The organism is Pseudomonas fluorescens, assembly GCF_902497775.2.
Classification (GTDB): Bacteria; Pseudomonadota; Gammaproteobacteria; order Pseudomonadales; family Pseudomonadaceae; genus Aquipseudomonas; species Aquipseudomonas putida_F.
Genome location: NZ_OZ024668.1, coordinates 795,056 through 812,010, shown reverse-complemented (window position 1 = coordinate 812,010; position 16,955 = coordinate 795,056). Strand labels below are relative to the sequence as shown.

11 protein-coding genes, 2 tRNA genes and 3 rRNA genes are annotated in these 16,955 nt (G+C 57.8%); 6 read left to right on the top strand and 10 right to left on the bottom strand.

The window, feature by feature from the left end:
• Window positions 1-84 precede the first annotated feature (84 nt).
• Window positions 85-1,332 (top strand): ribonucleotide-diphosphate reductase subunit beta, encoded by a 1,248-nt coding sequence (locus F8N82_RS03855; protein ID WP_038993884.1) that lies wholly within the window; start codon window positions 85-87, stop codon window positions 1,330-1,332.
• Window positions 1,333-1,394: 62 nt separating this feature from the next.
• Here F8N82_RS03855 and F8N82_RS03850 read toward each other — a convergent pair whose 3' ends face one another.
• Entirely contained in the window at window positions 1,395-2,291 is an 897-nt protein-coding gene (locus F8N82_RS03850) for a LysR family transcriptional regulator (RefSeq protein ID WP_191626744.1), read from the bottom strand.
• A gap of 99 nt (window positions 2,292-2,390) precedes the next feature.
• Here F8N82_RS03850 and F8N82_RS03845 point away from each other — a divergent pair, with 99 nt between their 5' ends.
• Both F8N82_RS03845 and F8N82_RS03840 read left to right on the top strand, forming a co-directional pair.
• Window positions 2,391-3,053 carry an NADPH-dependent F420 reductase gene (locus F8N82_RS03845; protein ID WP_038993883.1) on the top strand — a complete coding sequence of 221 codons (663 nt, stop codon included), beginning with the start codon at window positions 2,391-2,393 and terminating at the stop codon, window positions 3,051-3,053.
• Window positions 3,054-3,427: 374 nt separating this feature from the next.
• Window positions 3,428-3,730 carry a hypothetical protein gene (locus F8N82_RS03840; protein ID WP_038999209.1) on the top strand — a complete coding sequence of 101 codons (303 nt, stop codon included), beginning with the start codon at window positions 3,428-3,430 and terminating at the stop codon, window positions 3,728-3,730.
• A 54-nt stretch (window positions 3,731-3,784) separates the two neighbouring features.
• On the opposite strand, the gene F8N82_RS03835 is transcribed toward F8N82_RS03840, so the two are convergent.
• The 8 genes from F8N82_RS03835 to F8N82_RS03800 all read right to left on the bottom strand — a co-directional run bounded on the left by F8N82_RS03835 (window position 3,785) and on the right by F8N82_RS03800 (window position 12,284).
• A complete protein-coding gene (locus F8N82_RS03835; protein WP_038993882.1) occupies window positions 3,785-4,777 on the bottom strand; it encodes an asparaginase in 993 nt (330 codons plus the stop codon).
• A complete protein-coding gene (locus tag F8N82_RS03830; RefSeq protein ID WP_038993881.1) occupies window positions 4,774-5,964 on the bottom strand; it encodes a hypothetical protein in 1,191 nt (396 codons plus the stop codon). Before F8N82_RS03830 ends, F8N82_RS03835 begins: the two co-directional genes overlap by 4 nt.
• Before the next feature lie 10 nt (window positions 5,965-5,974).
• A complete protein-coding gene (locus tag F8N82_RS03825; RefSeq protein WP_038993880.1) occupies window positions 5,975-6,871 on the bottom strand; it encodes a nitrilase family protein in 897 nt (298 codons plus the stop codon).
• 262 nt (window positions 6,872-7,133) lie between these two features.
• Window positions 7,134-7,249, bottom strand: a 5S ribosomal RNA gene (gene rrf, locus F8N82_RS03820).
• 137 nt (window positions 7,250-7,386) lie between these two features.
• Window positions 7,387-10,277, bottom strand: a 23S ribosomal RNA gene (locus F8N82_RS03815).
• Between the two features lie 222 nt (window positions 10,278-10,499).
• Window positions 10,500-10,575, bottom strand: a tRNA-Ala gene (locus tag F8N82_RS03810).
• A gap of 10 nt (window positions 10,576-10,585) precedes the next feature.
• A tRNA-Ile gene (locus F8N82_RS03805) sits at window positions 10,586-10,662 on the bottom strand.
• Window positions 10,663-10,747: 85 nt separating this feature from the next.
• Window positions 10,748-12,284, bottom strand: a 16S ribosomal RNA gene (locus F8N82_RS03800).
• The 16S, 23S and 5S rRNA genes sit together here with 2 tRNA genes alongside, the layout of an rRNA operon.
• Before the next feature lie 567 nt (window positions 12,285-12,851).
• On the opposite strand from F8N82_RS03800, the gene F8N82_RS03795 reads away from it, so the two are divergent.
• Both F8N82_RS03795 and F8N82_RS03790 read left to right on the top strand, forming a co-directional pair.
• Window positions 12,852-13,658 (top strand): aminoglycoside phosphotransferase family protein, encoded by an 807-nt coding sequence (locus F8N82_RS03795; protein ID WP_038999207.1) that lies wholly within the window; start codon window positions 12,852-12,854, stop codon window positions 13,656-13,658.
• Between the two features lie 52 nt (window positions 13,659-13,710).
• Complete coding sequence (locus F8N82_RS03790) at window positions 13,711-14,604, top strand: formate/nitrite transporter family protein (RefSeq protein ID WP_038999206.1); 894 nt, start codon at window positions 13,711-13,713, stop codon at window positions 14,602-14,604.
• Here the strand turns inward: F8N82_RS03790 and F8N82_RS03785 are convergent.
• Window positions 14,601-15,701: an MBL fold metallo-hydrolase gene (locus tag F8N82_RS03785; RefSeq protein WP_038999738.1), complete on the bottom strand. Its 1,101-nt coding sequence runs from the start codon at window positions 15,699-15,701 to the stop codon at window positions 14,601-14,603. The two genes, F8N82_RS03790 and F8N82_RS03785, sit on opposite strands and share 4 nt — an antisense overlap.
• Before the next feature lie 129 nt (window positions 15,702-15,830).
• Here F8N82_RS03785 and F8N82_RS03780 point away from each other — a divergent pair, with 129 nt between their 5' ends.
• Window positions 15,831-16,904, top strand: a complete 1,074-nt coding sequence (locus F8N82_RS03780; protein ID WP_038999737.1) for a diguanylate cyclase — start codon at window positions 15,831-15,833, stop codon at window positions 16,902-16,904.
• Window positions 16,905-16,955: the final 51 nt, after the last annotated feature.

The window sequence follows — 16,955 nt, the reverse complement described above, 5'->3', positions numbered from 1 at the left end:
GCGTGCACCGCAGTACCTAACCGCAAGCACCGCAACCAAGATCCACCGGCCATACTGATATGGCCCTCAAGCAGGAGACCCACCATGCTGAGCTGGGACGAATTCGAAAAAGACGAAGGCGAAGAAGCCGCCAAAGGCACTACCGCCACGCAAGCCGCTGCCGCAGGCATCGACAAGCTCGATAACGCTGGCGGTGTTGCCGCCCTGGAAGCTCGCGCCGTAACTGCCGAAGACTCCGAAGCGGTCAAACGCGCCAAGGCTGCCCTGGACCAACTCGACATCGCCGAAGGCCTGGCTGAGCTGGAAGGTTCCGCTGCCCGTGTCGCGGTTGACGAAAAGCGCATGATCAACTGCCGCGCCGACCTCAACCAACTGGTGCCTTTCAAGTACGACTGGGCCTGGCAGAAGTACCTGGACGGTTGCGCCAACCACTGGATGCCGCAAGAGGTCAACATGACCGCGGACATCGCCCTGTGGAAAAACCCGGAAGGCCTGACCGACGACGAGCGTCGTATCGTCATGCGCAACCTGGGCTTCTTCTCCACCGCCGACTCCCTGGTTGCCAACAACCTGGCCCTGGCCGTGTACCGCCTGATCACCAACCCCGAGTGCCGCCAGTACATCCTGCGCCAGGCGTTCGAAGAGGCGATCCACACCCACGCCTACCAGTACTGCATCGAATCGCTGGGCATGGATGAAGGCGAGATCTTCAACATGTACCACGAGATCCCGTCGGTCGCTAAAAAAGCCGCCTGGGGCCTGAGCTACACCCGCGCGATCTCCGACCCGGAATTCAACACCGGCACCGTCGAGACCGACAAAGAGCTGCTGCGCAACCTGATCGCCTACTACTGCGTACTGGAAGGCATCTTCTTCTACTGCGGCTTCACCCAGATCCTGTCCATGGGTCGTCGCAACAAGATGACCGGCGTTGCCGAGCAGTTCCAGTACATCCTGCGTGACGAATCCATGCACCTGAACTTCGGTATCGACGTGATCAACCAGATCAAGATCGAAAACCCGCACCTGTGGGATGCCGAAATGAAGGAAGAAGCCTCGCAGATGATCCTGCAGGGCACCCAGCTGGAAATCGAATACGCCCGCGACACCATGCCTCGCGGCGTGCTGGGCATGAACGCAGCGATGATGGAGGACTACCTCAAGTTCATCGCCAACCGTCGCCTGTCGCAGATCGGCCTGAAGGAAGAGTACCCAGGTACCACCAACCCGTTCCCATGGATGAGCGAGATCATGGACTTGAAGAAAGAGAAGAACTTCTTCGAGACTCGGGTGATTGAGTATCAGACCGGTGGGGCGTTGAGCTGGGATTGATTGCCCCGTTCATGTTCGACAAGAAAAGGCTGCCGCGAGGCGGCCTTTTTTATTGGTTCAGCTCAAGCCTCTGCGAAGCGCTTAAGTACTGTCTCGACAAAACAACGAAGTTTGGCGGTTCTCTGCCGGTTGGCGGTATAGAGCAAATGCATCTGCCGGCTCGGCGGCGGGTAGTCCGCCAGTACCCGCACCAGTTCGCCACTTTGCAACGCCGGGCGCAGAAAGTCTTCCGGCCCCAGCACAATCCCGAAGCCATCCAGCGCCGCTGACATCAGCGCCCTGCTCTCGTTGACCTGCAAACGGCTGGCGACCTGCACCTTGTGCAGCGTATCGCCCTGGACGAACTGCCACTCGCGGTCAGCCGGACGCGACCAATACACGTAGCCCAGGCATTCGTGCTGTTCGAGGTCGGCTGGCGTTCGTGGGGTGCCGTGGGCGGTCAGGTAGCGCGGCGATGCGCAGGCCACCAGCCGGTAGGGCGCAAGCGGCCTGGCGGTCAGGCTGGAGGTGCCCAGGGGGCCGATGCGAAATGCCACTTCGAAGCCCTCCTCGACCAGGTCAACGAAGCGGTCGGTCAGGTGCAGGTCAATCTCGACCTCCGGGTACTGGCGCAGAAAGTCGGTCACCAGCGGCATCAGGCTGTAGGAACCGAAGGTGACTGGCGCGCTGACCTTGAGTTTGCCCCGGGGCGTGTCGTTCATGATCTGCGCCAGGGAGTCGGCCGCCTGCGCCTCGCTGAGGATGTGCTTGCAGCGCTCGTAGTAGGCGCTGCCAAGCTCGGTCAGGCTCTGCCGGCGCGTGGTGCGGTTGAGCAGGCGCGCGCCCAGGCGTTGCTCCAGGGTGGCTACATGCTTGGCCACCATCTGCGGCGACATGCCCAGACGCTGCGCCGCACTGGCGTAGGAACCCGCTTCAGCCGCCATCACAAAGGCACCCATGCTGGTCAGGCGATCCATCATTCAACACTCCTGGTAACGACATTCAATCCAGATCGCTAATTTATCTCCATCTGGTTGCCAATCATCATAAACGCTCCTATCACGCAACGGAGCAAGAGCATGCGTATCGGCATTATCGGGGCAGGTTTTATCGGGCGGGCAGTGGCGCAGCTGGCGCTGGCGGCCGGGCATCAGGTGATGCTCAGCAACTCACGCGGGCCGCAGACCATGAGCAGCGTGCGCAGCGGCATTATCGGCTGTGAAGTGGGCAGCGCAGAAGAGGCTGCGCAGTTTGGTGAGGTGGTACTGCTGGCGATTCCCTTCGCGCACTATCGCAGCGTGCCCGCGCAGTGGCTTGAGGGCAAGATCGTCATGGACGCCAACAACTACTACCCGGACCGCGACGGCCAGCTTCCCGCGCTGGACCGCTTCGAGACCACGACCAGTCGCCTGCTTGCCGAGCATCTGCAGGGTTCGCGGGTGGTGAAGGTGTTCAATGCGATTCTTGCCCAGGACCTGGAGAAAGACGCACGTGTCAGTGGCGCAGCGGATCGGCGTGCCCTGCCAGTTGCCGGCGATGATGATGAAGCGAAGTCAGTTGTGAGCACGCTGCTCGACGATCTGGGCTACGACGCCGTCGATGCCGGGGGCCTGGATGAGAGCTGGCGGTTTGAACGGGCCAAGCCGGCGTATTGCATCCCCTTTGCTGCAGAGGGCTTGAAGCGGGCGCTGGCGCAAGCCGAGCGTGAGGTTGAAGTGCCCGAAGGTGCCTGGCGGCGTTGAATTGCAGCGCTCCAGTTGAATCTGATCCGTATTTTGCAGCGCCATCTGCATCTGTTTCGGTAACAGCGCCAGAGCGAAAATACGCCTGCGCCCCGCTCTACCGGGCGCATTTCGCGGGTGCGGCCTGGCGCTGCACCGCAAAACCTCTATCTGGAGCGCTCAATGGGTAAGCTTGCATTCTTCGTCGTAGGTTTTCTGGTGCTGGCCATTGCGATTGGCGCACTCGGTACCATTTCTCCCCTGTAAACAACGCTGTTCTCCAACCTTCTGACTCAAGCCTCCAGCATGACGTTGACGATGGCGCCGCATCTGCCGCCAACCTGTGCGAAAATAGGAGGCTTTTGTTCATATGTTTGGAGATGTACAGCTTGGTAATGCACTACTCAACCAGCAGCGACGCAGTCGCTTGCGGTCGCGCCGGTAATAACCTCACCAGCACCTCCACCCCTGACCAGGTTTCCTGCAAGTCGTGTCAGCGGTCCCTGGTCAAGACGGAGTCGCCTGCGTCGACCAAGAAATCCACCCCGTCCCTGGCAGAGCTGCGTAAGCAACGCATGGCCAAGGCCAGCCCTGGCCCGAGCACGTTCTGCTTCAAGGCCAACTGGCGTGACCGCCTGAGCGCCCTGCCAGGCAGCAGCCGCCTGCCACGCGGCGTAGTGCCTCAGCGTTTCGTCTAAGCGCCCTTGCGAGGACACGTGGGCGCCGTTCCCCGGCCCCACGTGATCTTCCCTTCATCGCGGCTGACGATACTCGGCCAGCCAGTGCTCCAGCTCGTCATCCATCCCGCAGCCAATCAGCACCCACAGCAATACCCGGCATTTGCGTGGGCACAAGAATCCCGCCATCAGCGCGCCCTTGCGTTGCAGATCCATTTCCCCGCCATCGAAGCCATAGGTCTGATGCGCCGTCGGGCCGCAGCCGGTTCGCGAGGCGACGATCACTGGCATTCTGGTGGTGAGGTATCCCACGCATTTGGCCCATGCTGCCGACACGTGCCCGGCGCCAAAACCGGCGATCACCAGGCCCTCATAACCCAACCCGGCGACTTGCTCGAGCAGCAGGGTATCGGCGGCGAAATCAGCCTCCAGCAACGCCACACGTTGGTCCAGGCGCCAAGGCTCAGGTAATGGTTGGCGGGCCCTGGCGGGCTTCAGATAACAGGCGCGCCCCTCTATCAGCAGGCCTTCGCAGCCAAAATGCGGTGAACTGAATGCAGCCATGGCCAGGCTCGCGGTTTTGCGCACATGGGCAGCGGCGTGGATCTGATCGTTGATCACTACCAGCACGCCGCGGCCACGACTCTGTACATCCAGCGCCACCTGCACCGCCGCCAGCAGATTGGCCGGGCCATCGGCGCCGGGCTCGCTGGCGGCACGCATGGCGCCGGTCAGGATCAATGGCGCATCGAAGGGCCAGAGCAGTTCGAGAAAGTACGCCACTTCCTCCAGGGTATCGGTACCCTGAGTCAGCACCACGGCGTGTGCGCCCTCCTCCACCTGGGCTTTGGCCCAGTACAGAACATCAACCAGTTGAACGAACGACAACGATGCACTGGGCAACATCTGCAGGGTTTTCGCCGAAATGCGCGCAAGGCTTGCAAGCTGAGGCACGTCGGCGAGCATCTGTGCGCTGTCCAGGCCCGGAGTGATACCTTCACCTGCTGCTGGCGCAAGCATGCTCAGAGTGCCACCCAGAGTGCCTATGGCAAGTTGGGGCAGGGTCATGTGTCACCTCCTGTAACCAGGCTGATGAAGGGGAGAATTACCAGGGTAGAAATGGCCATGGACAGCACATTGCCGATGAAGCCGTGCATGTGCTTAGGCAGGCGCTGGCTGATTGCGCTCGCCAACGGAGGTGCCAGCAACGCTCCCAGCACCGCGCTGAGCCCAATCACCTGCCAACTGCCGCCGAACGTGAGCACGGCGGCCGGCACTACGGAGACGATCGGGATATAGGTTGGATACCATCCCAGGCGCATCCACTGCCGTCGCCAGATCAGCACACCGATAAAGGATGCCAGTGCTTGCCCTGCCACCATCTGCACGACCAGTTGCGAGCCGTAGGCGGGGCCAGTGGGTGAGAGGATGTAGGCCAGCAACACACCTGATAACAAGCCGAGGCTTGCCAGTTCATTGCCGAAGAACGGCGCTTCACTGAAATCGGCAAGCACCCGGCGCAAGGTCCAGGTAGCGCCGTAGCCGGTGTGGCTCGGGCCGGGCGCTTTGGGGGTGTTTTCAGATGCGGTGGATTTCACCAACAGCGGAAATCGGCGGATCAAGCTGAATGCCAGGACACTGGCAACCGCCATGCCCCCGACATTGCCGACCACCACTGGCAGCGTCAATGGGTAGCACAGGTAGTTGACCAACAGCAGGCTGGCCGGAGTTACCAGAAAGGCGGCCAGAAGCGCACCATTGAAAGCGACCTTCCAGCCCGCGCCGAACATCAGCACCATGGCCGCCGGCAACGAAACGAACGCCACGAAGGTCGGTTGCCAGAGGCCGCTGTTCAAGGTCCAGCCCCATAGCGCATGGCTGAACCATAATCCCAGCAGCGAACTGGTCAGCAACCATGGCCACAAACCTGTGCCGTAACAGATGGCGAAGCCTTGCCAACGCTTGCCGTTGCGGTTGGCCCAATGGGCCAGGGCCGCGCCTGCCAGCAAGCCCAGTGCCGGCAACTCATGCTTGTAGAAGGCCACTTCACTGATATCACCGATGATCCAGCGCAAACGTGCCAGCGGCTCGTTGAGGTTCGACATCATGTGGGCATAGTCTGGCCACAGGCCAATCCAGGCGTCGGCGCGGCCGCTGATAACTTCAAGCAGCACCGTGGTGACCAACGACACCATCAGGCACAACAGTAGCAAAGGCCAGAAGTTGGAACGGGAGGTTTCGAGTGAGTTGTCCATCACCCCCTCCTTAGCGCGGCAAGGCTGGGTGCAGGTCATAACCGAGCATCGAGCCGTAGAGGTCAGTGCGTCGGTCGCGGGGCAGATCGTTGAGGCTGTTCCAGATCGGTGTACTGCGAGCACTGCTGAGGTCGAGATCGGCGTAGAGGATGCACTGGTTTTCCGGCCCGGCGATCTCACCGAGGGGCCAGCCGTTTGTGCCGGCAATCAACGAACAGCCTAGAAACCGCCCACCACGCTCACTGCCGATACGGTTGGCGGCCGCGATATGCACATTGTTGACATGGGCGGCGGTCATGGTCAGGTAAGAGGCCATGCAGCGGCCACTGGCATCGAACAACGGCGCTGGCGTCCATACCCAGTTGTTCAGGCTGCAGATGATATCGGCCCCCTGCATCGCCAACAGCCGCGGCACTTCCGGAAACCAGATGTCCCAGCAGATCAACAGGCCGATTCGGCCGATGGGCGTCTCGAACACAGGGAAGCCGAGGTTACCGGGGCTGAACCAGAGCTTCTCCTGGTTCCACAGATGGGCTTTACGGTAGTGCCCGAGCAAACCTTCCGGACCGAACAGCACAGCACTGTCATACAGTTTCAAGCCATCGCGCTCGGCAAACCCTGCAACCAGATAGACATGGTGTTCACGGGCAAACGCCGCCCAGGTTTTCAGGCTAGGACCGTCCGCCAGTGCTTCGGCATGAGCCCAGGCTTCGGCGCGGGTATTGAAGCTGTAGCCGGTGTTGGCCAGCTCAGGCAGGATTATCAGATTGGCGCCCTCACGAACCGCTTGTTCGGCGAGCTCTAACCCATGGCAAAGGTTGTTGTCGCAATGTTCAAGGCCGACCTGCGGGTCGAACTGGATGACTGCGACACGGGCGGGACTGATCGGGGCAGCATTTGCAGACATGGGCTTTGGCCTTCTTATCGTTATAGGTGGGACGCCAGTTAAGCGGACACTCGGTTAGATAAGACAGTCAGGCGAGTCTGAAGCTGGGGCGGGAATGGTCTTAGGTTGCGGGGGGTTTTCGGGTGTATGCAGGCTTGCTGTGGCAGCGGTGGCGCCTAGGTTGCCGGCAAGGCCGGCTCCCGCAAGGGCCACGACTAGCAGTTAAATCGCCAGAAAGACAAAACCCCTACCTGCATACGCAGATAGGGGTTTCGGAATTTAATCTTGACGATGACCTACTCTCACATGGGGAAACCCCACACTACCATCGGCGATGCATCGTTTCACTGCTGAGTTCGGGATGGGATCAGGTGGTTCCAATGCTCTATGGTCGTCAAGAAATTCTGTTGCCAGAAGGTCTTGTTAGACACTCCAGCGAATCGGGTATGTGATGTTTTGTGAGTTACAAATTCTCGGCTGTGCAGTCTTCACAACACCGCAATCTGGCCTTTCGACGCAAATTGCTTGGGTGTTATATGGTCAAGCCTCACGGGCAATTAGTATTGGTTAGCTCAACGCCTCACAGCGCTTACACACCCAACCTATCAACGTCGTAGTCTTCGACGGCCCTTCAGGGAGCTCAAGGCTCCAGTGAGATCTCATCTTGAGGCAAGTTTCCCGCTTAGATGCTTTCAGCGGTTATCTCTTCCGAACATAGCTACCCGGCAATGCCACTGGCGTGACAACCGGAACACCAGAGGTTCGTCCACTCCGGTCCTCTCGTACTAGGAGCAGCCCCTCTCAAATCTCAAACGTCCACGGCAGATAGGGACCGAACTGTCTCACGACGTTCTAAACCCAGCTCGCGTACCACTTTAAATGGCGAACAGCCATACCCTTGGGACCGGCTTCAGCCCCAGGATGTGATGAGCCGACATCGAGGTGCCAAACACCGCCGTCGATATGAACTCTTGGGCGGTATCAGCCTGTTATCCCCGGAGTACCTTTTATCCGTTGAGCGATGGCCCTTCCATACAGAACCACCGGATCACTAAGACCTACTTTCGTACCTGCTCGACGTGTCTGTCTCGCAGTCAAGCGCGCTTTTGCCTTTATACTCTACGACCGATTTCCGACCGGTCTGAGCGCACCTTCGTACTCCTCCGTTACTCTTTAGGAGGAGACCGCCCCAGTCAAACTACCCACCATACACTGTCCTCGATCCGGATAACGGACCTGAGTTAGAACCTCAAAGTTGCCAGGGTGGTATTTCAAGGATGGCTCCACGCGAACTGGCGTCCACGCTTCAAAGCCTCCCACCTATCCTACACAAGCAAATTCAAAGTCCAGTGCAAAGCTATAGTAAAGGTTCACGGGGTCTTTCCGTCTAGCCGCGGATACACTGCATCTTCACAGCGATTTCAATTTCACTGAGTCTCGGGTGGAGACAGCGCCGCCATCGTTACGCCATTCGTGCAGGTCGGAACTTACCCGACAAGGAATTTCGCTACCTTAGGACCGTTATAGTTACGGCCGCCGTTTACCGGGGCTTCGATCAAGAGCTTCGCGTTAGCTAACCCCATCAATTAACCTTCCGGCACCGGGCAGGCGTCACACCCTATACGTCCACTTTCGTGTTTGCAGAGTGCTGTGTTTTTAATAAACAGTCGCAGCGGCCTGGTATCTTCGACCGGCATGAGCTTACGGAGCAAGTCCTTCACCCTCACCGGCGCACCTTCTCCCGAAGTTACGGTGCCATTTTGCCTAGTTCCTTCACCCGAGTTCTCTCAAGCGCCTTGGTATTCTCTACCCAACCACCTGTGTCGGTTTGGGGTACGGTTCCTGGTTACCTGAAGCTTAGAAGCTTTTCTTGGAAGCATGGCATCAACCACTTCGTCGCCTAATGGCAACTCGTCATCAGCTCTCGGCCTTAAGATCCCGGATTTACCTAAGATCTCAGCCTACCACCTTAAACTTGGACAACCAACGCCAAGCTGGCCTAGCCTTCTCCGTCCCTCCATCGCAATAACCAGAAGTACAGGAATATTAACCTGTTTTCCATCGACTACGCTTTTCAGCCTCGCCTTAGGGACCGACTAACCCTGCGTCGATTAACGTTGCGCAGGAAACCTTGGTCTTTCGGCGTGGGAGTTTTTCACTCCCATTGTCGTTACTCATGTCAGCATTCGCACTTCTGATACCTCCAGCAAGCTTCTCAACTCACCTTCACAGGCTTACAGAACGCTCCTCTACCGCGTCACCTAAGTGACACCCGTAGCTTCGGTGTATGGTTTGAGCCCCGTTACATCTTCCGCGCAGGCCGACTCGACTAGTGAGCTATTACGCTTTCTTTAAAGGGTGGCTGCTTCTAAGCCAACCTCCTAGCTGTCTAAGCCTTCCCACATCGTTTCCCACTTAACCATAACTTTGGGACCTTAGCTGACGGTCTGGGTTGTTTCCCTTTTCACGACGGACGTTAGCACCCGCCGTGTGTCTCCCATGCTCGGCACTTGTAGGTATTCGGAGTTTGCATCGGTTTGGTAAGTCGGGATGACCCCCTAGCCGAAACAGTGCTCTACCCCCTACAGTGATACATGAGGCGCTACCTAAATAGCTTTCGAGGAGAACCAGCTATCTCCGAGCTTGATTAGCCTTTCACTCCGATCCACAGGTCATCCGCTAACTTTTCAACGGTAGTCGGTTCGGTCCTCCAGTCAGTGTTACCTAACCTTCAACCTGCCCATGGATAGATCGCCCGGTTTCGGGTCTATACCCAGCGACTAAACGCGCTATTAACACTCGCTTTCGCTACGCCTCCCCTATTCGGTTAAGCTCGCCACTGAATATAAGTCGCTGACCCATTATACAAAAGGTACGCAGTCACCTAACAAAGTAGGCTCCCACTGCTTGTACGCATACGGTTTCAGGATCTATTTCACTCCCCTCTCCGGGGTTCTTTTCGCCTTTCCCTCACGGTACTGGTTCACTATCGGTCAGTCAGTAGTATTTAGCCTTGGAGGATGGTCCCCCCATATTCAGACAAAGTTTCTCGTGCTCCGTCCTACTCGATTTCATGACTAAGAGATTTTCGCGTACAGGGCTATCACCCACTATGGCCGCACTTTCCAGAGCGTTCCGCTAATCTCAAAGCCACTTAAGGGCTAGTCCCCGTTCGCTCGCCACTACTAAGGGAATCTCGGTTGATTTCTTTTCCTCAGGGTACTTAGATGTTTCAGTTCCCCTGGTTCGCCTCTTGCACCTATGTATTCAGTACAAGATACTCAGCTTATGCTGAGTGGGTTCCCCCATTCAGAGATCTCCGGATCAAAGTCTGTTTGCCGACTCCCCGAAGCTTATCGCAGGCTACCACGTCTTTCATCGCCTCTGACTGCCAAGGCATCCACCGTATGCGCTTCTTCACTTGACCATATAACCCCAAGCAATCTGGTTATACTGTGAAGACAACATTCGCCGAAAATTTGTAATGATTCACAAATTTTACCTTAGCCTGAACATACACCAGTGAAAGTGCTGTCCAGTCTATCTTTCTATCACATACCCAAATTTTTAAAGAACGATTCTGAAAAAGTTCAGAAATCAATATTCGATGCGAATATTCATTTCTAAGCTTTGACACGGTAGCAAGGGGTGGTGGAGCCAAGCGGGATCGAACCGCTGACCTCCTGCGTGCAAGGCAGGCGCTCTCCCAGCTGAGCTATGGCCCCAACAAGAAACTGGTGGGTCTGGGCAGATTCGAACTGCCGACCTCACCCTTATCAGGGGTGCGCTCTAACCAACTGAGCTACAGACCCAGTTAAGAGCTGTTACCGATATCGTCTTCTTCAATGAATCAAGCAATTCGTGTGGGAGCTCATAAGACAGCTGATGTCTGTCGATTAAGGAGGTGATCCAGCCGCAGGTTCCCCTACGGCTACCTTGTTACGACTTCACCCCAGTCATGAATCACACCGTGGTAACCGTCCTCCCGAAGGTTAGACTAGCTACTTCTGGTGCAACCCACTCCCATGGTGTGACGGGCGGTGTGTACAAGGCCCGGGAACGTATTCACCGCGACATTCTGATTCGCGATTACTAGCGATTCCGACTTCACGCAGTCGAGTTGCAGACTGCGATCCGGACTACGATCGGTTTTGTGAGATTAGCTCCACCTCGCGGCTTGGCAACCCTCTGTACCGACCATTGTAGCACGTGTGTAGCCCAGGCCGTAAGGGCCATGATGACTTGACGTCATCCCCACCTTCCTCCGGTTTGTCACCGGCAGTCTCCTTAGAGTGCCCACCATAACGTGCTGGTAACTAAGGACAAGGGTTGCGCTCGTTACGGGACTTAACCCAACATCTCACGACACGAGCTGACGACAGCCATGCAGCACCTGTGTCAGAGTTCCCGAAGGCACCAATCCATCTCTGGAAAGTTCTCTGCATGTCAAGGCCTGGTAAGGTTCTTCGCGTTGCTTCGAATTAAACCACATGCTCCACCGCTTGTGCGGGCCCCCGTCAATTCATTTGAGTTTTAACCTTGCGGCCGTACTCCCCAGGCGGTCAACTTAATGCGTTAGCTGCGCCACTAAAATCTCAAGGATTCCAACGGCTAGTTGACATCGTTTACGGCGTGGACTACCAGGGTATCTAATCCTGTTTGCTCCCCACGCTTTCGCACCTCAGTGTCAGTATGAGCCCAGGTGGTCGCCTTCGCCACTGGTGTTCCTTCCTATATCTACGCATTTCACCGCTACACAGGAAATTCCACCACCCTCTGCCCTACTCTAGCTTGCCAGTTTTGGATGCAGTTCCCAGGTTGAGCCCGGGGATTTCACATTCAACTTAACAAACCACCTACGCGCGCTTTACGCCCAGTAATTCCGATTAACGCTTGCACCCTCTGTATTACCGCGGCTGCTGGCACAGAGTTAGCCGGTGCTTATTCTGTCGGTAACGTCAAAATACTCACGTATTAGGTAAGTACCCTTCCTCCCAACTTAAAGTGCTTTACAATCCGAAGACCTTCTTCACACACGCGGCATGGCTGGATCAGGCTTTCGCCCATTGTCCAATATTCCCCACTGCTGCCTCCCGTAGGAGTCTGGACCGTGTCTCAGTTCCAGTGTGACTGATCATCCTCTCAGACCAGTTACGGATCGTCGCCTTGGTGAGCCATTACCTCACCAACTAGCTAATCCGACCTAGGCTCATCTGATAGCGCAAGGCCCGAAGGTCCCCTGCTTTCTCCCGTAGGACGTATGCGGTATTAGCGTTCCTTTCGAAACGTTGTCCCCCACTACCAGGCAGATTCCTAGGTATTACTCACCCGTCCGCCGCTGAATCGAAGAGCAAGCTCTTCTCATCCGCTCGACTTGCATGTGTTAGGCCTGCCGCCAGCGTTCAATCTGAGCCATGATCAAACTCTTCAGTTCAATACTGCTTGGGTTTTGAGAAAACCCTAAACTTGGCTCAGCAATCTCAAATGACTTACTTTCAAAATCTTTCGATTTTTCGTGTAGCCACTTGTGATGCTGATAATCTTTTTGACTATCAGTCTGAGCTCACAAGCACCCACACGAATTGCTTGATTCAGTTGTTAAAGAGCGGTTGGTTAAGAGCTTTTCGTCTCAACCGAGGCGCGCATTCTACGCTTTCCTCAGAGCCTGTCAAGCGTTTATTTTGAAGTTTTTCAGAATTTCTCTTTCAACTTCAACCACTTGACTCGCTGCGATCTCTCGTCAGCGGGAGGCGAATTCTACAGCGTTTCAAACCGCTGTCAACTGCCTTTTTCACCGCTGTCGATCTTTCGATCGAAGCCCTTCCGGATGACCCTGGAACCGCTAACTCTTTGAAACTCAAGGAGTTTTCAGTTCCGACTGCGCCGGAAGTGGGGCGAATTATAGAGAGATTAAATCGGGCGTCAAGGGTTAATTTGAAAAACACGGAACAAAGGTAAAATGAGTACCTATATAGAGAGTACTGGGCTGCCTGGAGGCACTATGTTCGAACCCTACCTGCAACGCTGGCAATTGATTGCCGATGGCGAGCCGATCATCACTCACAGTAGCCACCTGCTGCCCGTCCTTTATAAAGGCAAGGCAGCGATGCTCAAGATCGCCCTCGAACCGCAAGAGCAGGCCGGCGCCTTGTTGATGCAATGGTGGGGCGGCCAGGGCGCCGCCGCAGTGCTGGAGCATACTGATGACGCCGTACTGCTTGAACGAGCACAAGGTGCCGCCTCACTGCTCGACTATGCCGAACACGGCCGCGACGACGAGGCCACGCGTATCCTCTGCGCGGCAATCGCCTGCCTGCACGCACCACGGGACCAACCGCTACCGCCCCTGATCGAACTGCAACCCTGGTTTGCCGGACTGTGGCCGGCAGCCGAGCTGCACGGCGGCCTGTATCAGCAATGTGCCGACATCGCCCGCCAACTGCTCACCGCCCCAGGGGAGCAAAGGGTGCTGCACGGCGACATCCACCACGGCAATGTCCTCGACTTTGGCGACAGAGGCTGGCTGGCCATCGACCCCAAACATCTTTATGGCGACCGCGCTTTCGACTACGCCAACCTGTTTTGTAATCCTACCCACGCCTTGGCCACTGACCTACAGCGCTTTCAGCGGCGCGTGCAGATTGTTTGTGAAATCGCTGACCTGCCCTGCCAGCACCTGCTGCGCTGGATAGTCGCCTGGTGCGGGCTATCGGCAGCCTGGTTTCTCGAGGACGACCTGCACGAGAATGCCCGCACGCCCCTGCAGGTTGCGCAACTGGCACTGAACGCTTTGGCGGCAGGCAACTAATCAAAGCGGCGTTGATCTGTAGATAAGGCACCCTACTAGATGAGCCACCGCCATGAGTGAAGCGCAAAGCGGCAAGACCCCGGGCCTGTCTGCGGACGAAGAGCAGGAAGTCAGCCATAACCAGCCTCCCCGCGCGGCGGTGTTGCACGAGATCATTCGTTACCAGGGTGACCAGGAGCTGGAGCGCACCATCGCCGCGCTGTTCTGGTCGGCGCTGGCCGCCGGGCTGACCATGGGCCTGTCGCTGATGGCCATGGGGCTGTTCTATTCGCGTCTGCCCGAAGGCGATAGCAGCCAGGTAATTGCCAGCATCGGATACTCCGCCGGGTTTCTCGCGGTGATCCTCGCCCGCCAGCAACTCTTTACCGAAAACACCCTGACGGCAGTGCTGCCAGTAATGACCGAGCCCAGCCTGCGCAATTTCGGCCGCTTGCTGCGTTTATGGTCTGTGGTGCTGCTCGGCAATCTGGCCGGCACCATCCTGGTGTCCTACGTGATGCTCAACCTGCCGATTTTCGACAGTAAAACCGACGTCGCCTTCCTCGACGTCGGCCGCAAGGTAATGGAAAACGACCTGAACCAGATGTTTGCCAAGGGCATCATCTCGGGCTGGATGATCGCCACCATGGTCTGGATGATCCCGTCGATGGAGACCGCCAAGGTATGGATCATCCTGATGATCACCTACCTGATGGCCCTGGGTGATTTCACCCACATCGTCGTCGGCTCGGTGGAAGTCTCCTACCTGGTCTGGGCCGGGGAAGTCAGTTGGGCGGCGTTCTGGCTGGACTTCGCCGCACCAACGCTGATCGGCAACATTATTGGCGGCAGCTTTATATTCGCTCTGATCAGCCATGCCCAGGTGCGCAGCGATAGCGGCAAACCACCCTCCGCCCTGCCCCGGCGCGAGCAGCGCAAAGAACCGTCGATCGGCAAGAACCCCTAGGGTTCTCGCGCCGCCAGCACCCGTTCGCCGCCCTTGCGCAATTCCCGCTGTGGCTTGGGCTGCCACCAGGCCGGCCCGCCATGGGGCTGCTCGATGCTGACCCGCTCGCCGATCTGCGGCGTACTCAACGACACCTGGGCCGCGTTGGCCAGAGCCAGGATGCGGTCGAACGGTTCATGCCAACTGTGCGTGGAGAGGTCGAACGTGCCGTTATGAATCGGCAGCAGCCAGCGCCCGCGCAGGTCGAGGTGTGCCTGCAGGCCTTGCTCGGGCTGCATGTGTACATCGGGCCAATTGACGTTGTAGGCGCCGGTTTCGATCAGGGTCAGGTCGAAGGGGCCGTACTGCTTGCCGATCTCCTTGAAGCCGTCGAAATAGCCGGTATCGCCACTGAAAAACACCTTCAGTTGGTCATCGATCATCACCCAGGAGGCCCATAGGGTGCTATTGCTGTCAAACAGGCCACGCCCGGAAAAATGCTGCGCCGGGGTCGCGACAAATCGCACGCCTTCGACGCTGGTTTCCTGCCACCAATCCAGCTGCCGGACCTTGGCTGTCGGCACACCCCAGCCAATCAGAATATCGCCCACCCCCAAAGGCGCAATAAAGTGCTCGGCGCTGGCGGCCAATTGGCGTATGGCCTGTTCGTCGAGGTGGTCGAAGTGATCATGGGAGAGAATCACCGCCGTTAACGGCGGCAACTCGTCGAGTTTCAGGGGCGGCTGATGAAAGCGTCGGGGACCGGCCCATTGCACCGGCGAGGCGCGCTCGGCGAACACCGGGTCGGTAATGAAGAAGCGCTCGCGCAGTTTCAGCAGTACCGTGGAATGCCCCAAGCGCCAGACGCTGTGGTCCGGGGCCTCAAGCAACTGCTGGCGGCTCAGCGGCTGCACGGCAATGCTGACGCTGGGCCGGGTATCGGCGGGCTTTTTCAGGAACAGGTACTTGAGGCCGATGCGCAGCTTTTTCATCACCCCGTCCTGGGGCAACTGCGCCAGGTTGCGATAGCGCCCATCCTGGCGTTGCGCCGGTTCACCGGCCTGGGAAGTCAGTGGGGCCATGAGCAGAAACACTCCAAGGATGAAGGTGAGTTTCATGGTACCCCACAGTGATTGCATCAACCGTGAAATGGCTTGTAAGGCCATTTTTCAACAGCCTGCGATTGTTCAACAATATTGACAGCAATTATGCGATAAACGGCGCCCCGGAACAGACCAGCATCCATGATGGAAAAGAAAAGCGGCAAGGGACTTTCATTTGTAAAACGGATCTACTTGCCGCGCATCATCGGCCTGGGGATCGGCATGCTCAGCGTAATGGCGGGGATTGCCAGCCTGCCTGTGCCGCCATGGGTGTGGGGCCTGCTGCTGTTCAACGGCCTGGCCTGGCCGCACCTGGCTTATCAGCTCGCCCTGCGCGCCAACGTCCCGTATCACGCCGAGTATCGCAACCTGCAACTGGACTCGCTGATGGGCGGGTTCTGGACCGCCACCCTGCAGTTCAACCCGCTGCCCAGCGTGACCATTCTGGCGATGATGGCCATGAACAACTTCGCTGCCGGCGGCCAGCGCCTGTTCTTCAAGGGCCTGCTGATCCAGGGCCTGGGCATGCTGCTGTCGATTGCCCTGTTAGGCCCCGGGCTGCAACTGCACGCCAGTACCCTGCAAGTCTATGCCTGCCTGCCGATGCTGACCCTCTACCCCATGGCCGTTGGCTGGGTCTGCTACCGCCTGGCGATGAAACTGTCCGAACACAAGCGCCGGCTCAGCGCCCTGAGCCGCACCGACAGCCTCACCGGCCTGCTCAATCACGGCTCATGGAAAGACCTGCTGCAGCTCAAGTTCCAGATCTGCCAGCAGCAACGCCGCGAGGCGGTGATCGCCATCATCGACATCGATCATTTCAAGGCCATCAACGACACCTATGGCCATGTGGTCGGTGATTGCGTTCTGCATCTGTTAAGCAATGAACTCAAGCGCAGCCTGCGCGAGGATGACCTGGCCGGGCGCTATGGCGGTGACGAATTCTGCGTGATCCTCCCGGACACCCGCCTGGAACACGCCAGGCAGACCATGGAACGCCTGCGCGAACGAGTCGGCAGCTACCGCAACCCGCAATTGCCGGAGCTGCGCATCAGCCTGAGCATCGGCCTGGCCAGTTGCAACGAGGCCCTGCCCGATCCGGAGGCCTGGCTCAATGAGGCCGACAAAGCCCTGTACTGTGCGAAGAAAGCCGGCCGTAATCAGGTCAATTTCGCCGATCCGGACCTCACCGCGCTGAAGCTGGCCTATCCTGAGTGAACGTTCATCCCCGTGGCCTGGCCAGGGATGCAGCTCACCAAGGATCAGCCC